Source organism: Amycolatopsis pithecellobii, assembly GCF_009707865.1.
Lineage (GTDB): Bacteria > Actinomycetota > Actinomycetes > Mycobacteriales > Pseudonocardiaceae > Amycolatopsis_E > Amycolatopsis_E pithecellobii.
Map to the genome: position 1 here is coordinate 1 of NZ_WMBA01000058.1, position 16156 is coordinate 16156.

The 16156-nt window shown below is 65.0% G+C and carries 15 protein-coding genes and 1 pseudogene; 8 read left to right on the forward strand and 8 right to left on the reverse strand.

Features of this window, described 5'->3' with window-relative positions:
- The 4 genes and pseudogenes from GKO32_RS29020 to GKO32_RS40650 all read right to left on the reverse strand — a co-directional run.
- Positions 1–455 (reverse strand): NAD(P)-dependent alcohol dehydrogenase (locus GKO32_RS29020; protein WP_312868714.1); only part of this gene is annotated, 455 nt, incomplete at its 3' end.
- On the reverse strand, positions 452–913 hold the full coding sequence (locus tag GKO32_RS29025; protein ID WP_312868715.1) for a cupin domain-containing protein: 462 nt from the start codon (positions 911–913) through the stop codon (positions 452–454). The genes GKO32_RS29025 and GKO32_RS29020, both read right to left, overlap by 4 nt.
- A 14-nt stretch (positions 914–927) precedes the next feature.
- The gene (locus GKO32_RS29030; RefSeq protein ID WP_208024580.1) at positions 928–1881 is read right to left on the reverse strand and encodes a helix-turn-helix domain-containing protein; all 954 of its coding nucleotides are present in this window, start codon (positions 1879–1881) and stop codon (positions 928–930) included.
- Positions 1882–2001: 120 nt separating this feature from the next.
- Positions 2002–2188: pseudogene (locus GKO32_RS40650) on the reverse strand (IS5/IS1182 family transposase); the annotation flags it as partial.
- 663 nt (positions 2189–2851) lie between these two features.
- Here GKO32_RS40650 and GKO32_RS29040 point away from each other — a divergent pair.
- A complete protein-coding gene (locus tag GKO32_RS29040) occupies positions 2852–3595 on the forward strand; it encodes a class II aldolase/adducin family protein (RefSeq protein ID WP_154760100.1) in 744 nt (247 codons plus the stop codon).
- Between the two features lie 47 nt (positions 3596–3642).
- Here the strand turns inward: GKO32_RS29040 and GKO32_RS29045 are convergent, their stop codons facing one another.
- Genes GKO32_RS29045 through GKO32_RS29055 form a run of 3 tightly spaced genes read right to left on the reverse strand, consistent with a single transcriptional unit; the run spans position 3643 to position 6610 of the window.
- Positions 3643–4830: a TetR/AcrR family transcriptional regulator gene (locus GKO32_RS29045; protein ID WP_154760101.1), complete on the reverse strand. Its 1188-nt coding sequence runs from the start codon at positions 4828–4830 to the stop codon at positions 3643–3645.
- A gap of 58 nt (positions 4831–4888) precedes the next feature.
- A complete protein-coding gene (locus GKO32_RS29050) occupies positions 4889–5428 on the reverse strand; it encodes an acyl-CoA dehydrogenase family protein (RefSeq protein WP_246244866.1) in 540 nt (179 codons plus the stop codon).
- A 3-nt stretch (positions 5429–5431) separates the two neighbouring features.
- Positions 5432–6610, reverse strand: a complete 1179-nt coding sequence (locus tag GKO32_RS29055; RefSeq protein ID WP_154760102.1) for a lipid-transfer protein — start codon at positions 6608–6610, stop codon at positions 5432–5434.
- 131 nt (positions 6611–6741) lie between these two features.
- Here GKO32_RS29055 and GKO32_RS29060 point away from each other — a divergent pair, with 131 nt between their 5' ends.
- The 5 genes from GKO32_RS29060 to GKO32_RS29080 all read left to right on the forward strand — a co-directional run bounded on the left by GKO32_RS29060 (position 6742) and on the right by GKO32_RS29080 (position 12423).
- The gene (locus GKO32_RS29060; RefSeq protein WP_312868716.1) at positions 6742–8304 is read left to right on the forward strand and encodes a long-chain-fatty-acid--CoA ligase; all 1563 of its coding nucleotides are present in this window, start codon (positions 6742–6744) and stop codon (positions 8302–8304) included.
- 128 nt (positions 8305–8432) lie between these two features.
- Positions 8433–10289, forward strand: coding sequence for a flavin-containing monooxygenase (locus GKO32_RS29065; protein ID WP_154760103.1), 1857 nt, complete (start codon positions 8433–8435; stop codon positions 10287–10289).
- A gap of 4 nt (positions 10290–10293) precedes the next feature.
- Positions 10294–11241 (forward strand): alpha/beta hydrolase, encoded by a 948-nt coding sequence (locus GKO32_RS29070; RefSeq protein WP_154760104.1) that lies wholly within the window; start codon positions 10294–10296, stop codon positions 11239–11241.
- Positions 11238–11657: a nuclear transport factor 2 family protein gene (locus GKO32_RS29075; RefSeq protein ID WP_154760105.1), complete on the forward strand. Its 420-nt coding sequence runs from the start codon at positions 11238–11240 to the stop codon at positions 11655–11657. Before GKO32_RS29070 ends, GKO32_RS29075 begins: the two co-directional genes overlap by 4 nt.
- A 19-nt stretch (positions 11658–11676) precedes the next feature.
- Complete coding sequence (locus GKO32_RS29080; RefSeq protein ID WP_312868718.1) at positions 11677–12423, forward strand: SDR family NAD(P)-dependent oxidoreductase; 747 nt, start codon at positions 11677–11679, stop codon at positions 12421–12423.
- A 226-nt stretch (positions 12424–12649) separates the two neighbouring features.
- On the opposite strand, the gene GKO32_RS29085 is transcribed toward GKO32_RS29080, so the two are convergent.
- Positions 12650–13384, reverse strand: coding sequence for an IclR family transcriptional regulator (locus GKO32_RS29085; protein ID WP_166459770.1), 735 nt, complete (start codon positions 13382–13384; stop codon positions 12650–12652).
- Positions 13385–14188: 804 nt separating this feature from the next.
- Between GKO32_RS29085 and GKO32_RS29090 the strand changes: the two genes are divergently transcribed.
- Positions 14189–15292 carry an ABC transporter substrate-binding protein gene (locus tag GKO32_RS29090; RefSeq protein WP_154760107.1) on the forward strand — a complete coding sequence of 368 codons (1104 nt, stop codon included), beginning with the start codon at positions 14189–14191 and terminating at the stop codon, positions 15290–15292.
- 14 nt (positions 15293–15306) lie between these two features.
- Positions 15307–16146, forward strand: coding sequence for an ABC transporter ATP-binding protein (locus tag GKO32_RS29095; protein ID WP_154760108.1), 840 nt, complete (start codon positions 15307–15309; stop codon positions 16144–16146).
- The last annotated feature ends 10 nt before the right edge of the window (positions 16147–16156 follow it).

The following is a 16156-nucleotide window of genomic DNA, read 5'->3' on the forward strand; positions in this document are numbered from 1 at the left end:
CCCAGGCACCCGTTGACGAAGACCGCCTGCCGGGGCCGGACTTCCGCCGTGGCCTGGTAGGCGGTCACGCCCACGGTCGGCAGGGCGGCGGCCTGCTCGTACGAAAGGTCCGCCGGTTTGAGCACAACCCCTTTCTCCGGGGCCGTCACCATCTCGGCGAACGCCCCCGCCTGCCGGAACCGAGCCACGCCGAGTACCGCGTCGCCGGCCTTCAGGCGGGTGACGCGGGCGCCGACCGCCTCGACGACTCCGGCGAAGTCGTGCCCCATCGCCCGGGGAAAGGAGCGGCCGGTCATCAGCTTCATCTCGCCGTTGCGCATCTTCCAGTCCAGCGGGTTGGAAGCCGCCGCCCGGACGCGGACGAGAACCTCATCCGGACCCGGGCGTGATGGCTCGAACTCGGCCAGCCGCATCACCTCCGGGCCGCCGTAGCGGTCGTATTGAAGGCGCTTCACGAGGCGTATTCGTTCGAGATCTCGGTGGCGTAGTTCTTCCAGAGCGGTTTCATGGTCTCGGCGTTGACCGGCTGCCCGGAATCGATCATGGCCTTGAAGTCGCGGAAGTACTGCACGTACAGGTCCGGCGTAAACGTGTTCAGCATGACCGCGTTCTCGTCGCTGACGTTGGCGAATGTGTGCGGCGCCCCGGTCGGCACGATGACCCAGGTGCCAGGCCCGGCGTCGTAGTGGTCCTCGCCGATGGTGAACCGGAAAGTCCCCGCCAGCACGTAGAAGCCCTCGTCATGCTGGGCGTGGCGATGCTGCAACGGGCTCGGAAAGTCTGGCGGAATAGTGATCTCGGCGAACCCCAGTCGGTGGTCGGTGTGCTCGCCGCTCTCCAGGATCCGGACCTGTTGTGGCCCGCTGCTGAGGATCTCGCCCTCACCGGGGCGGACGATGTTTACCTTCGCCACGAATTCTCCTAGTGCTATTGCCTGCCTTGGTCACCACCATCCTTTCCCGGGCCGACTGTGCGCGTCTTGGTCGTCGGTGCACGGTTGCTGGCTACCAGTGCACCGGCGTTGTAGCCGTACGTTGCCTTGAAGAGCTTGCTGAAATGGGCGGGATCGGAGAATCCCCACCGGGCGGCCACGGCGGTGACAGTACGTCCGCTTCCGGTCAGCTCGGCTCGGCAGCGCTCCAGGCGGCGACGGCGGATCAGGGCCGCGACGGTAAGCGGCTGATCCTCGAACAGCTTGTGCAGCCGGCGTACTGAGATGTAGTGGGCGGCGGCGATGCTGGGCGGGGACAGATCGCGATCAGCCAGCCGGGCCTCGATGTAGCCGGTGATCCGGTCCCGCAGCCACTCGTCCGGGGCCGGTTGTTCGTCGCCGAGCCGGGCCTCCAGTGCGACCGCGATCAGTTCGACGACGGCCGCCGCCGACCGCAGCGCCTCCGCCTCGCGGAACTCGGTCGCCGACCGCGCCGACTCCCGGGCCAGCACGGAGACGAGAGCGCCCGGACCGTGACTGCCGTCGATGCGTACGCCGATGAGCCGGTCGAGCTGCGCGGGCCGGATCCGAAGCTCCCGGCGCGGAACGAGGATGGTGACGTGCGCCGCGGCGGTGCTTTCGAACCGGAACGTACGCGTGGGATCGAGCAGCACCAGGTCGGCCGGCCCGAGTTCGGCGTCGCCGCGCCCTTGCTCGATCCGCGTCCGGCCCCAGGTCATCACCTTGACCGCCAGGTTCTCGCCGTCGGAGGCGTCGCGCTCCCGCCCGAGGCAGGCACTCTCTGGCGTCTCGAGGGAGACCAGCCGCAGCGGCCCGAGGTCACGGGTGGCGATCCGGCCCCGGAAGCTGGCCCCGGCCAGCTTGTTGACCAGCGGCGGAAACCCGCTGGCGGCCAGCTCGTCCTGGAACGTCTCAAGGTTGCCGATCACCGGTCAACGATAACGACGACACGTCCGCTCAGCCACGGTGTTCGGCGGGCGTTACAGCGGCGCCGGCCCGCATCTGCTCTACCAGGCTCTGGTGCACGCGGTGGACGGCTCGGTCGCGCCGCCGACCAACGGCCGAACGGTGAGCGCAGCACCGATATCGGAATTGGTGCGTAGCAAGCGGTCGGCTAGGTCCGGTCGCCATTGCCGGGACAGGGCGGCCGTCGGCGATCTCGTCCCCGCCGCGCTGGGCCACGACGCGCACCAGCTTGCGGAACGGGTGACGAGACAGCCCTTGGGCTATCCACACCGCATCCGGACCCGACTCGGCCGAAGCCGTATTGGCAACCCTGGAAGAGAACTGGGGAAACAAATACCCCGCGATGATCCGGCTGTGGTGCGTGCCGGGGCCATTTCCCCACCGAAGCCGCCGCGATGAAATGCCGGTACCTCGTGACCCGCAGCCTCGACCCCTCTGGCACTGGGGCCGCGCGAAGATGCCTTGCTGGACGCGGGGTCGAGGTTCTTCGCCGACCGGGTGTTCGGGCCCCAACGCCGCCCGAGCTTTGGCGGCCGATCTCGCCGGACTCGACGGCCACCCGGCCCGCGACCGCGAAGCCGAACGATCCGCCGCGCTCGCCGCCACCGCCCAACTCCACACCGCCGACGAAACCGAACCGGGCCGTCTCGGACCGACGTCGCGCTGTTCGAGATCACGCAGCTCACCGTCCACTTACACGAGGACAGCGACCACACCATCAAGCTGCCCGCCGACCAACTAGCCGAAATCGCCCACACGGCAGAAAGGTGGATTGTTGTTCCGTTAGTGATGGAGCGGCGGCCGAAGCGGGGTGCCCGATGATGGGGGAGCGCTGGCGGGTCGCGCGGTCATTGGCACAAAGTTCGAACACTCTTGACCGATAATCGTTCACCGTGTTTGATGTGCTTGTAGGTTGGAAGCTGATCGCAAGGGGTGATCGCAGTCGATACTTACTCCGACGCGGTTCGTCGCACGGTCCACGATCTCGTCATCGCAAATCGGATTCTGGCCGACAAAGGCGTGCTGGATGCCTACGGACATGTCAGTGCACGGCATCCAGAGAATCCGAGCCGGTTTTTTCAGTCCGTCTCACTGGCTCCCGAGCTCGTCACCGTTGACGACATAGCGGAGTTCGACCTTGACGGCGTTCCACTCTCCGAGTCACGCCCTGCGTACAAAGAGCGGTTCATTCACAGCTCGCTCTACGCTGCACGGCCGGACTTCAGCTGCATCGTTCACGCGCACACGGAGTCGATCCTCCCTTTCACCCTGACCGACATCCCGCTGCGGCCGGTAGTACACGACGCCAGCGCGATGGGCGCGTTCGTTCCGGTGTGGGATATTCGCGACGATTTTGGTGAGAACACGGATCTTCTCGTCACGAGCCCGAAAATAGGCGACAGCCTTGCCGTGAAGCTTGGCACCAATCGGGCTGTCCTGATGAGAGGGCACGGGTTCGCCGCCGGCGCCGGCACCGTCTCGGGTGTCGTGCGGATGTGTGTGTACATGGCTCGCAACGCCGAAGTGCTGACGACTGTGCTGCTCCTCGGGCGGACGCCGATTGATCTGTCGTCAGGTGAAATTGCCGCGCGAGATTTGTTCGACCCGATGTCTGCGGCGTCGCGCCGATCATGGGATTACTGGGCGGCTCAGGTGGGATTCGGTGATCTTCTGTGACAATGACCGACGAACGCTTTCCAAAGCGTCACCCGGCTGATGCAGTGTTACGGACCGTCCAGGAGGAGACCAGCGGCCGCGAGTTCGCTGGCGTAGTGCTCGACGTCGGGACGATGCTGTAGGCCGGGGAGGCGGGCTAAGTCGTTGATGATCATAAGAACGCCTTGGACTATGACTGTCGCTTCGGCCTCATCGCGTTTCGGGTTGAGGCGGCGGTACAGGTGTACCCATTCGTTGACGTACTCGCGTTGCGACTGAGTTATGGCGGTGTGGTCTTCGACCGGCAAGTTGCGGGCTTCGGTGATCAGCAAGTCGATGATCGTGGGGTGGGAAAAGGCGAAATGGCTGTAGCTCGCTACAAGTTCTCGGAGTGCGGCCGCTTCCTCGGTCGACGAATACAGGATTCGTTCCAAACTCAGCTGTAGGTAGGCGTCTCCTCGCTTCAGGGCGATCGAGAGAAGGTCCATTTTGCTGGCGAAATGGTGGTAGACGCTTGCCGAGGCTAGTCCGGCGGCGGCGGCAATGTCGTTCATGCTGACAGACGCGAATGTGGACTCTGCGAACAGGTCGAGCGCTGCGCGCAGGATGACCTCGCGTCGCGAAGATCGTCCCAGCGGGGCCCGCACGGCTGCTGCTGAAGAGGTCGTCAGCCTTGGCCGGTTCATGGCGGGTACGTTGACGACCCGGAGGGCGAGCTGGGTGACGAGGTCCTCGAGGTGCGGGCGCGCTATGTCGACTCGGTGAACCCAGGGACTGAGAATCGCACCGAGTACGGCGACGGAGATGTAGTCGGATTCGACCTGGGTGATGTCAGGAACGGCCGCGGCTACGCGTTCGCCGAGCTCGTGTCGCACTGTGGCGAATACGGCATCGATATGGCGTCGGGCGGGTGCTGGGAGGTGCTTGGCTTCGCGCTGGTACAGCGCACCGAGCGGGCGCAGGTCCATGGCAGATGTTGCGAGTTCGTGCAGGGCCTGCTCAAGGTCTTCGGCATCTGATCGTGTCGCGATCGACAGGGTGTTGCCGGCTCGTTCGAGCACAGCTTCGAGCAGGGATTCTTTGCTGCGGAAATATCTGTAGAGCGCTGATGGCGCGACCGCGACCTCGACTGCGACGTCGGCTACGTTGACCGCTTCGTAGCCGCGGGCCGCGAACAGTTCGGTGGCGGCATCGAGGATCAGCTCGCGGCGGTTGGACGGACGGCTGCCCCGGACAGGACGGGCGGCACTGCGCATCAATGACTCCCGGGGGTCGGTTCAGGGCAGCCGGTGAGGAACCGGCCGACGATCTCGTTCATGATCTCACTTGCTCCGCCGTGGATTCGCGAGACTCGGGAGTCGACGAACGCGCGGGCTTGGGGTACTCGGCCATGTATCCGTATCCGCCCTGCAGCTGGACGCACGCATCGAGCACTCGCCCCTGCAGTTCCGTGCTCCACAGTTTGGCCTTGGCGGCATCGACCGGGGAGAGTCGCCCGGCCATCAGTTCGTGGACGCACCGGTCCACGTAGTGCTGCGTTATTTCGACCTCGGTGACGAGCTCGGCCAGCCGGAACCGTGTGGTCTGTGAAGCACCGAGGGATGCGCCGAATGCGTTGCGGGGGCGACTGAATCCGTCTGTCCCACGTTCTCCTACGAGCAGATTCAGCCCGCGGCGGCGGTGTTCTCCGGTCCGAACGGCCATGATCACGAGCTCGGCGTTGATGCCGTTGGCGACATAAACGGGATCGGTCTGCCCGATCGAGTGGGCGAAGAAGCGCAACCGGCCGCGCTCGATGTCGACCGTCAAGGGTGCGAACGGGATGGCGAGGGCGCACTCGAGATCTACTGCCATCGCTCAGCTCAGCTTCTCGTACAACGTCACGACGGCGGCTCCACCGAGACCGATGTTGTGCTGAAGCGCCAGCCGCGCACCCTCGACCTGACGAGACTCAGTTTGGCCGCGCAGCTGCCAGGTGAGCTCGGCGCATTGACCGAGTCCGGTCGCGCCAAGCGGATGTCCTTTGGACAGCAGCCCACCCGAGGGATTGGTGACCACTTTCCCGCCATAGGTGTTGTCACCGGCGAGGACGAACTTTTCCGCGGTCCCCGGCGGCGTGAGGCGCAGTGCTTCGTAGCTGAGGAGCTCATGGGAGGTGAAACAGTCATGCAGCTCCACGACATCGAGATCGTCGGGTGACACGCCCGTCGCCTCGTAAACCTGATCGGCAGCGCGCTGCGTCATGTCGAAGCCGACCAGGCACACCAGGTCACCATCGAACGAGGCGGAGGCGTCCGTCGTCATCGCCTGGCCCGTGATCGCGACGTCTGCGCGCAGCGAATGCCGTCGGGCGAACTCGTCGCTGACCAGCACCGCGGCCGCAGCTCCGCACGTGGGCGGGCAGCACTGCAGTCGCGTGAGTGGCCCATGAATCATGGGGGACACCAGCACCTCGTCGACCGTTACCGGGTCGCGGAAGACGGCGTACGGATTGTTCGCCGCGTGGCGCCTCGCCTTGACCGCGATTTTCGCGAATGTCTCATCCGAGGTGCCGTGCTCCTCGGTGTACGGAGCTCCCGCACCGCCGAACAGCTGTGCGGCGAATGGAGCATCGCTCGCCCCCTGTTCCGCACTCAGCACGGACCGAAACTCGCCGAGCGGGTCGGGACGATCGGGCCACTTGAGCTGAAGTGCTCCGCGTTCCCTCTGCTCGAAGCCGAACGCGAGCACACAGTCCGCGGCGCCACCAGCCACCGCCTGTCGAGCCAACCACAAGGCTGACGAGCCGGTGGAGCAGTTGTTGTTGACGTCGACGATCGGCACCCCGGTCTGGCCAACCTGGTAGACCGTCCGCTGCCCGCTCGTCGAATCCCCGTACACGTAACCCGCGTAGATCTGATCAACGGAGTCGAGCTGCACACCTGCGTCGTCGAGAGCGCGTCGAATCGCATTGCCGCCGAGGACATCGTAGGGATCGCTGTTACGCGGCGTAACGAACGGCACCATGCCTACGCTGGCGATGAGTGTGCGGCGCATCTTTTCTCCCGAATGGATTTTCACTTAGACTGGCACAGGCCTTGACTGGCAGCAAGAGTCACCGGCATTGTTATCTGCATTACGCGGACCGAAATTCACTCGATGGGGGTCGAGACCTCAGGAGGTGGACGGTGCGGATCACGCAGTCCTTGCATCGGGCTCGTCAGCAAGGCCCCGAACGCATCGCGACCGTGTTCGGAAGGCGCCGCCGCACGGTGGCCGAAACCGTTGATCGCGTTGCGCGCCTTTCCGGCGCATTGCGCGAAGCAGGCGTCGGCAACGGCGACAGAGTTGGCATCTACGCACTGAACAGCGACCGATACCACGAGCTGCTCTTCGCGATCCCGTGGGCCGGCGCCGTGGTGAATCCGGTCAATACCCGCTGGAGCACTGCGGAGGTCGGTTATTCGCTGACCGACTGCCAGACCTCAGTGCTATTCGTCGACGACGCGTTCGCCAGCGTGGCCGACGAGCTCAGAAACCTCGTGCCCGGCTTGCACACGGTGATTTTCTGCGGCGACGGAGATACACCGCCCGGCATGATCTCCTACGAAACCCTGGTGAGGGATACCGCACCGGCCGCCGACGCCGAGCGCGGCGGAGATGACCTCTTCGGAATCTTCTACACCGGCGGCACCACGGGCCAGCCCAAAGGCGTGATGCTGTCTCACCGCGCATGCCTGACATCTGCGATGGGGAGTCTGGTCAGCACCGACATCCTGTCGCGCGGAGGAACTCTCCTGCACGCCGCTCCGATGTATCACCTGGCCGACATCGCGGCGTGGAACATCGGTAACCTCACCGGCTCGACCCACGTCATGGTTCCGTCGTTCACCTCCGCCGGGGTCATCACTGCAATCGCCGACCATCGCGTGACCGACGCGCTCCTCGTGCCCACGATGATCCAAATGCTTGTCGACGCCCCCGAGCTGGCCGCCGCCGACCTCAGCAGTGTCCAGCGCATCATGTACGGCGCCTCACCCATCGCCGAGTCCGTCCTGATCCGAGCCCGCCAGGCGCTGCCGAATGCCCGCTTCACGCAGGCCTACGGCATGACCGAACTGGCCCCCATAGCAACCCTGCTCACCGCCGAGGACCACGACGATCCCTCGCTCACCCGTTCATGCGGCCGCGCAGCCGCGCACGCCGAAGTGCGGATCGTGTCCGTCGGCGACAACGAACTTCCCTACGGCGACGTCGGCGAAATCGCCGTGCGCGGCGACCATGTGATGACGGGCTACTGGAACAAGCCCGACGAGACGAGCCGTGCGCTTCGTGGTGGCTGGATGCACACCGGCGACGCGGGCTACATGGATGCCCGCGGGTTCGTGTTCGTCGTCGACCGGATCAAGGACATGGTGATCACTGGCGGGGAGAACGTGTACTCGGTTGAAGTCGAGAACGCGATCGCCAAGCATCCTGCCGTAGCGCAAGTGGCCGTTGTGGGCGTCCCTGATGACCAATGGGGAGAGCGAGTACACGCCGTCGTCGTCACCCGGCCAGGTCACGTCGTGGACCTCGTTGAGCTGCAAGACTTCTGCCGCGTCCACATCGCCGGCTACAAGTTGCCACGCAGCCTTGAACTCATCGACGCGCTGCCGATCTCGGGCGCCGGCAAGGTGCTCAAGAGAGAGCTTCGGCGCCGGCACGTCACCGCCGGCGAACAAGCCTCACCGGAGTCGGCCCGGACTTGACGTATCAGTCACTCGCCTGACAACGAGCAACAGACCTCGACACCCACGCGACCCCGGAGACAAATCACATGCCCGCCGGTGGCCAACCAGGAGCTTCCGCGGGCGCCAGGCACAACGAAAAGGTGCGTATGACCGACGAAATCAGTGTTGACGACCTCGACTTCGATCCCGACGAAATCCAGGCCCGCTACGACTACGAACGAGACCGCCGCCTCCGCGAGGAAGGACAGGCGCAGTACGTGCCGATGGCCGACGCCTTCGACGTCGACGAAGACTTCTACGCCGTGGGTGAGGACAATCGGCCGCCCCTCGACGAAAACGTGGACGTCGTCGTGCTCGGCGGGGGCTTCGGCGGGATGATGATGGCGGTCGAACTTCGCCGCCGAGGCGTCAATGACATTCGCATCGTGGAAGCCGCAGCCGACTTCGGCGGGACCTGGTATTGGAATCGGTACCCGGGCGCCCGCTGCGACGTCGAGTCCTACATCTACCTGCCGTTGTGCGATGAAACCAACTACATCCCGAGAGAGCGGTACTCGGGCCAGCCCGAGATCATGGAGCACGTCCAGCGGATCGCCGAGACGTTTTCGCTGCGGAAGGCGGCCCTGTTCCGCACGAGGATCACCGAGGTGCGGTGGGACGAGGAGCTGAAGAGGTGGCGCGTCGCTACTGATCGAGGCGACGACCTGCGCGCTCGATTCGTCGTCAACGCATCCGGCCCGACCGGCCGTCCCAAACTGCCCGCGATCGCGGGAATCGAGACGTTCACCGGCAAGAAGTTCCACACGTCGCGCTGGGACTTCGAGTACACGGGCGGTGATCCCACGGGGGGTTTGCACAAGCTCACCGACAAGAAGGTCGCCATCATCGGCACGGGAGCGACGGCCATCCAGGCGATACCCCATCTGGCAGAGTGGGCCGAACACCTCTACGTTTTCCAACGGACCCCGTCGGCCGTCGGTGTCCGCCCGAACCCGCCAACGGATCCGGAATGGGCGGCAAGCCTCGCGCCCGGATGGCAGCGACAGCGCCAAGAAGCCTTCGATGCCTTCTTCACCGGCGAACTGACGGACCTCGACCTTGTGGACGCCTCCTGGAGGAAGGCGACACCCCGCGTGGCGGAGGGACTGTCACCCGAAGATCTCGCGAAGCAACTCGCACTCGCGGACATGGTTGAGATGCGGGATCTCCGCAACCTGGTGGATTCGATCGTGAAAGACGAAGCGACCGCTGATTTGCTGAAGGCATGGTATCCGCGCCAATGTAAGCGTCCTACATTCAGCGCCGACTATCTACCGACCTTCAACCGGCCGAACGTGACGCTGGTCGACACCAGCAAGACCGGTGGCGTCGAGCGAATCACAGAAACCGGGATCGTTGTCGGCGACCAAGAGTACGACGTGGACTGCATCATTTTCTCGACCGGCTTCGAGATCTCGACCGGCGTCGGTCGAATCGCGGGACTCCCGATCATCGGACGCGACGGCATGACGATCGCGCAGCGCTGGTCCACCGAGCTGAACACCCTGCACGGACACTCAGTCCATGGCTTCCCCAACTGGTTCTTTATTGGATACAGCCAGAACGGATTGTCCTTCAACTATCCCTGGTCCGCCAATGCTCAGGTCGAGCACATCGGCTACATCATCGAGCAGGCCCTCTCACGCGGCGTGGCCGCCATCGAAGCGACGTCTGAGGCTGAGAAGGACTGGGTCGCCACCATTCGCCGGGGGAGCGGACCGGCGTTGCAGAGGATGGCCACCTGCACTCCGGGCTACTACAACAACGAAGGAAAGTTCGGCGAGGGCCGAGGCTATGGCCTCTTCGGCGAGGCATATGCGCCCGGCGTGAACGCTTTCCGTCGCTTGCTCAGCGCGTGGCGCGACGAGGGCTCGATGGCCGGGATGTCGGTGCAGTTGGGAAGCGTCGAGTCTGATGCGGATGGATCGACCGCACTCCAGTCGGCGGTGGCAGAGAGGCAATGAACCGATGAGCAAGGAACAGCGCGCCAAGGTCGACGCCATGATGAGAGAACCTCGGCCTGCGTCTCGCAGCGTGGATGAGTGGCGGGCCGGCTTCATGAGCCTGCAGTCGCGAAACCTCGTGCCGGAAGGAGTTCGCACGTCGGAGGCGACGCTGGGCGATCGCCGCGCTCTGCTGATTGAGCCGAGCGAAGCTGTGCGTCCGGGGACGATCTTGTACTTCCACGGAGGGGGCTACGTGCTGGGCGCTCCGGAGACGTCTCTGTCGATCACGGCGAACCTCGTGGTGCGATCCGCCATTCGCTCACTGTCGCTGGACTATCGCCTCGCGCCCGAAAACCCATTCCCGGCGGCTGTCGACGACTGCGTCAACGCCTACCGCACGCTACTGGACTCGGAGGACTCCGGGCCTGTTGCTCTGGCGGGGGATTCGGCCGGCGGCGGGCTCGCGGTTGCGACCGCCCTTGTGGCACGGGATCTGGGCCTGCCGGTTCCTGCTGCCATCACCACGTTCTCGGCTGGTCTCGACCTCACGCTGACCGGCGCCAGTATGGAGACCAAGGCCGGCATCGACCCACTCTTCACCAAGGAGAGGCTGCAGCCGTTCCTCGACCTGTACTGCGCCGGCCAAGACCTGAAGACGCCGCTGCTGAGCCCGGCCCTGTTCGCCGACCTCGCCGGGTTCCCGCCTGTTCTTCTGCAGAGCGGCGCCAACGAGGTGCTGCTGGACGACGCGACGCGCTTCGCGGCTCGCGCCCTCGACGCCGGAGTGGAGGTGATCCTGGACGTGACCGCGGATGTCCCGCACGTCTTCCAAGCGTTCGCCGGCATCCTGGACGAGGCGGACAACGCGCTCGCGCGGGCGGCGCTTTTCCTCGCTCAGCACCTGGACACCGATCCCGCGCTGGTGGCCGCGCGCACGTCGACTAACCCGTCCGAGGTGACTGTCCGATGACGGAGCTCACCGCCGAGCACCGTTCGCTCATCGAAGACGTGGTCGCCCTCCACGGACACATTTTCGACGCGAAAGAGTTCGACCGAATCGAGGAGATCTTCACCCCTGACGTCGTCTACGACATGACCGGAGTCGGTGGACGAGTGTTCCGCGGCATCGCCGCGGTTCGCGAAGCCGCGAGCGACATGGCGGCGCGCGGTCCGCTGGCCCATCACGTGACGAACTTGGTTGTCACGGTCACCGATGATGGTGTGCCCAGGGTGTTGTCAAAGGTGCTGCTCCTCTTACGAGACGGCAGCCTCAAAAGCGTCGTGCAACGCGACACGATCGGCCGGCACGACGGGCATTGGCTCATCAGCCATCGCGTGATCGAGCCGGTGGCAGGCGCGGCCCGCACCTCCGGCTCGCACCCATGATGAGACCCGGAGCGACGTCGTGATCGCGCCTGCCGACCGGATCGGACTCGTCACCGGGGCCGGTAGCGGAATCGGTCGTGCCACGGCACTGGAGTTCGCCCATACCGGGGCCAAGGTCGCGGTCCTCGACATCAACGCGGAGGCCGCCGCGGCGACCGCATCTGCCATCGCCAACGCCGGTGGCAGCGCGATCGCGGTCCAGGTGGACATCGGCGATGACGGATCGGTGAAGGCTGCCGTCGAGAACGTTGTGACTACCTACGGACGACTCGACTTCGCGGTGAACAACGCAGGAGTTCCATCCTTCCATCGCCAGCTGGACGAGATGACCGTCGACGAGTCCGCCCGAGTCGTGCATGTCAACCTGGTCGGCACTTTTCTATGCCTGAAATACGAGCTGGCCGTGCTCTCCGACGCGGGGGCGATCGTGAACGTGGCCTCCAGCGGCGGATTGCATTCGATGCCCAACGCGCCGGCGTACGTTGCGTCGAAACACGGAATCGTCGGTCTCACCAAGGCGGCAGCCCGCGACTACGCCTCGCGGCAGATTCGAGTCAACTCGCTGTGCCCGGGAGCAACCCAGACACCCTTCTTCGAATCCATCGCTACCGGCACGAGCATGGCGGCGAACGCGGCAGCGGCGACGCCACTGGGCCGGGTGGCCCAGCCGGAGGAGGTGGCGGCGGCGGCCGTGTGGCTGTGCTCGCCCGCTGCCTCCTACCTCACCGGGATCGCGTTGCCGCTGGACGGCGGGCGGTGGCAATGAACGAGTTTCACGCGGGCCGGCGGCCCGGAGTCGCCGGCCCGCCGATCTGCGGCAGATCGCCCAGGCCGCAGAGGCCGGCAACGGTTCGCCGACCTGGGCATCGCGAGCGCCGACACGATCCGGGGAATCGAGATACTCGGCGACCGAGTGGTCCCCGAGACAGCCCGGCTGTGACCGGTGACCGTGCACGGTGCCGGGAGACCTGCGGGAAGCCGCACCCCTGGGGTCAGTCGTCACCGAACTCATCGGCGGCGAGGCTATGTACGGCGCGGGCGAGCACATCATGACAATCGTCCAGAGTGTCGGCTCGCGTCGAGGGCACGATGATCGACAGGCTGCACAGCGGTGCGTTGCGGGAGCGCACCGCCATCGCGAGACCGTGCGCGCCGAGTTGCCTCTCCTCGTGCGACATCGCATAGCCCGCGGCCGCGGCCGCGCGGACTTGCCTCCGCACTTGTCCCGCGAGTTCGCCCACGGAAGTCAGGTACGTTTCCAGTTCAGCCTCGGGCAACTGCGACAAGATCGCCCGCCCACTGCACCCATGGTGAAGCGGATGCCTGCTGCCGACCTGATCTTCGATCCGGACCAAGTGGCGGTGCCCGATCACCTGGGAGACGAGCAGGCTTTCGTTGCCCTGGCGCATGTGACAGAGCACGGTTTCGCCAAGCTCGTCGACGAGGTCGCGCATGACCGGGCCGACCGTGGCGCGCAGAGCGGGGACCACCCTGTCAGCAAGGCTGAGCAGGCGAGAACCCAGCACGAAGCCGTTCGGGGTGCGGTGGACGAAACCACGTCCCTGCAGCGTATTCAGAAGCCTCCGCACCACGGTGCGGTTGAGGTTCATGTGCCGTCCGAGGTCGGCGGTGCTGATCGGGCCCAGTTCGGCGATATTGATGAGCGTTTGCAACGCGTTGTCGGTGGTCTTGGAGTAATCGGTCGCCGAGAGCACCTCGGACCGCAAGCCGGCCTCCGTGTCTCGATCCGCCGGAATACCCGAAGAGTTCTGCGCCATGTGACCTCCGCGCGTCACATTATCAGTGCGTTGCCGTTCGATAGGCGGCCGGTACCTATGATATCTGTGATCTGGTCGCCCGCCCTGCTGGATGCCCCCACCGTTACGAACTGCCAGTCGGCGCCTGGACGCTGTGAGATGCCCAGTCGTGAACCGCTCGGATACCCAGACCCGCAGCGGACGCGGGCTTCACCGGAGCCGCCGGATGATCAGCGCGCTGCGCCGGGGGAGCTGTGTCCGGAGTTCCAGCAGGCAAACTGCCTCTTCCCTTCTTCCCTGAGAGTATGAATAATAGCCGTCAGCGACCGACTATCGGCCAGTCAGGCACTTTCTCGCCGAGCTCGGAGCACCGGGCCTGACAGCAGATCGAGGGTCGCGAGCGAGCAGGCAACTCCGCCAGATTGGCGCTGTTGTCCGCATGGCCCGAGCGCCGGTGCCCGACACACGTCACCACGCGATGTCATATCGTTCCGATTCAACGAGGAGTCGCAATGATCGACTCAGCCGACGGCACGAGACGCCGGGTGATCAACGGGCACAGATGCTCCGATCCGCGGCGCTCTCGGCGCGGCGATCCGCCAGGGCGCTTGTCCTGCCGACGTGCTGGTTCCGATCGCTATACCAGCTGCAATCCGGTCCGCAGAGTCCGTCTGCCTCGGTGTTCTTTGCTGCCGAGCCTGCCTGAATCGCCGACGGCGCCCATGGTCGCGCTGGGCGCAATCAATCGAGCCACTCAGTGAAGGAGCACGGTAAGTGAGCGCACACCTGATCGGGTCCGCCGGAGCGCGAAGAAAGATCCAGTCAGCCCGTCCACGTCGGACGGCGACGATCCTGCTCTCTGTCGCAGTGCTCGTCGCCACCTTGGCAGGCTGCGGATCCAGCTCCAAGGAGGGTGACTCGCAAACATCCTCGTCCGCGACCCAGCAGATTGTCACGATCAACTTTGTCGGTTTCCCGGCAACGACGGGCGCGTCGGCGTGGATCTTTTATGGCAACACCGGAATCTTTCAGAAGTACGGGTTCAAGCTGAACTACCTGCCGACCGCCGCGGCGACGGCGACGGACGCTGAGGCCCTCAAGTCGGGCCGCGCCGACCTCTCGATTGTCTCGCCGTATCAGTTCGCGTCGTACATGCAGACGAACTCCGGCGTGGTGTCGGTGTTCGGGCTCTACCAGAAGAACCCTGAGGGCATTCTCTACCGCAAGGACAGCGGCATCAGCTCACCGGCCGACTTGGCTGGGAAAACCGTGCTCGCCGCAACCGGTGCACCGAACATCGCGGACACCCAGGCCTGGCTCAAGCTGCACGGTGTCGACAACGTCAAGATCCAGCAGGTGGCTCTGACGCAAGAGCTGCCGCTGCTCGTTGCGAACCGGGCGCCGGCGATTCTCACCCTGCCGTTCTCGCCTGCGCCGTCGATGGCCGAGAAGGGCATTCCGACCGGGCAGTTTGTGTTCGCTGATGAAAACCCGGAATTCGACGCGCTGACCTACGTCGCTGCGGCGGCAACGACATGGCTTCAGAACAACAAGGAGTTGGCGCAGAACGTCCTGAAGGGACTCCAGGCAGCTCTCGTGGCGACCAAGGCGGACCCCGGCAAAGCTGTCGATGCCTTGATCAAAGCCAATCCGACAGGCGCGCCGAGTAAGACGGTGGCCGTGGCCCAGGCCAAGTCGGTGTTCGACTACCTCCAGACCCCGAACGACGTGGGTCACCCGTACGGCTGGATGTCTCCCGACGACTGGACAGAAACCCTGAAGTACGCCCAGAAGTACGCCGGGTACACAGGCTCGCTTGATGTCAGCAAGTTGTTCACGAACGACTACTACACCAGCACGACGAACGCTTCGCCGTGAGGTTGGAGACGGAAATGTCCTCAGGTTTGCAGTCCGCTGCCGATGAAGCCCGCAGCTCTCGGCAACACGGGGCGCCGCGGGCAGGCGAGGGCGCGCGCGACGTGCTGAGGCTGACCGATGTGTCGGTCAGCTTTCATAACCGCGCAAGTTCCCTCGTTGCTGTCGAGTCGCTTGCCTTCGGGGTACCCGAGAACCAGGTCGTGGCGCTGCTGGGGCCTTCGGGTTGCGGTAAGAGCACGACCCTTCGGCTTATCGCCGGACTACAGACCTTCGAGAAGGGTCGGTTCGAGACGGCTTTCGCGGCGAGGGCCGGCTCCGCGTTCGGGGGCATCTCGATGATGTTCCAATCGCCGGCCCTGCTGGACTGGAAGACCGTTGAGCAAAACGTTGAGCTTCCGCTCAAGATCAAGGGCGTGCGCCGGAAGGAGGCGGCGCCGCTGGTAGAGAACTTGCTCGACATCGTCGGCTTGTCCGATTTCGCGCGGCGGCGTCCTTACGAGCTGTCGGGAGGAATGCAGCAGCGGGTTGCGCTGGCACGCGCCTTGGTCACGGAGCCGGCGCTGCTTCTCCTCGACGAGCCGTTCGGTGCGCTGGACGCCATTACTCGCGATGAGATGTGCGTCGAAGTCGAGCGCGTGACCCGGGGAAGGTCCATGACCACCATTCTGGTCACTCACTCGATCTCTGAGGCGATCTTCCTGGCCGATCGCATACTGGTGATGGCTGCGCGACCTGGCCGCATCATTGAGGACTTGGCGGTGCCGTTGGGTCATCCTCGGCATCTCGATGACCGGACCTCAGAAGCCGCGCGCAGTCTCGAAGTGAGCCTGTTGTCCGCACTAGCTCCTCGATAGGTGGGAGTCC

Bases quoted from the DNA above. Each gene is read 5' to 3' on its own strand.
- GKO32_RS29065 (WP_154760103.1), top strand. From the start codon at position 8,433: ATGACCGACGAAATCAGTGTTGACGACCTCGACTTCGATCCCGACGAA.
- GKO32_RS29050 (WP_246244866.1), bottom strand. From the start codon at position 5,428: ATGGCAGTAGATCTCGAGTGCGCCCTCGCCATCCCGTTCGCACCCTTG.
- GKO32_RS29045 (WP_154760101.1), bottom strand. From the start codon at position 4,830: ATGCGCAGTGCCGCCCGTCCTGTCCGGGGCAGCCGTCCGTCCAACCGC.
- GKO32_RS29095 (WP_154760108.1), top strand. From the start codon at position 15,307: ATGTCCTCAGGTTTGCAGTCCGCTGCCGATGAAGCCCGCAGCTCTCGG.
- GKO32_RS29070 (WP_154760104.1), top strand. From the start codon at position 10,294: ATGAGCAAGGAACAGCGCGCCAAGGTCGACGCCATGATGAGAGAACCT.
- GKO32_RS29075 (WP_154760105.1), top strand. From the start codon at position 11,238: ATGACGGAGCTCACCGCCGAGCACCGTTCGCTCATCGAAGACGTGGTC.
- GKO32_RS29055 (WP_154760102.1), bottom strand. From the start codon at position 6,610: ATGCGCCGCACACTCATCGCCAGCGTAGGCATGGTGCCGTTCGTTACG.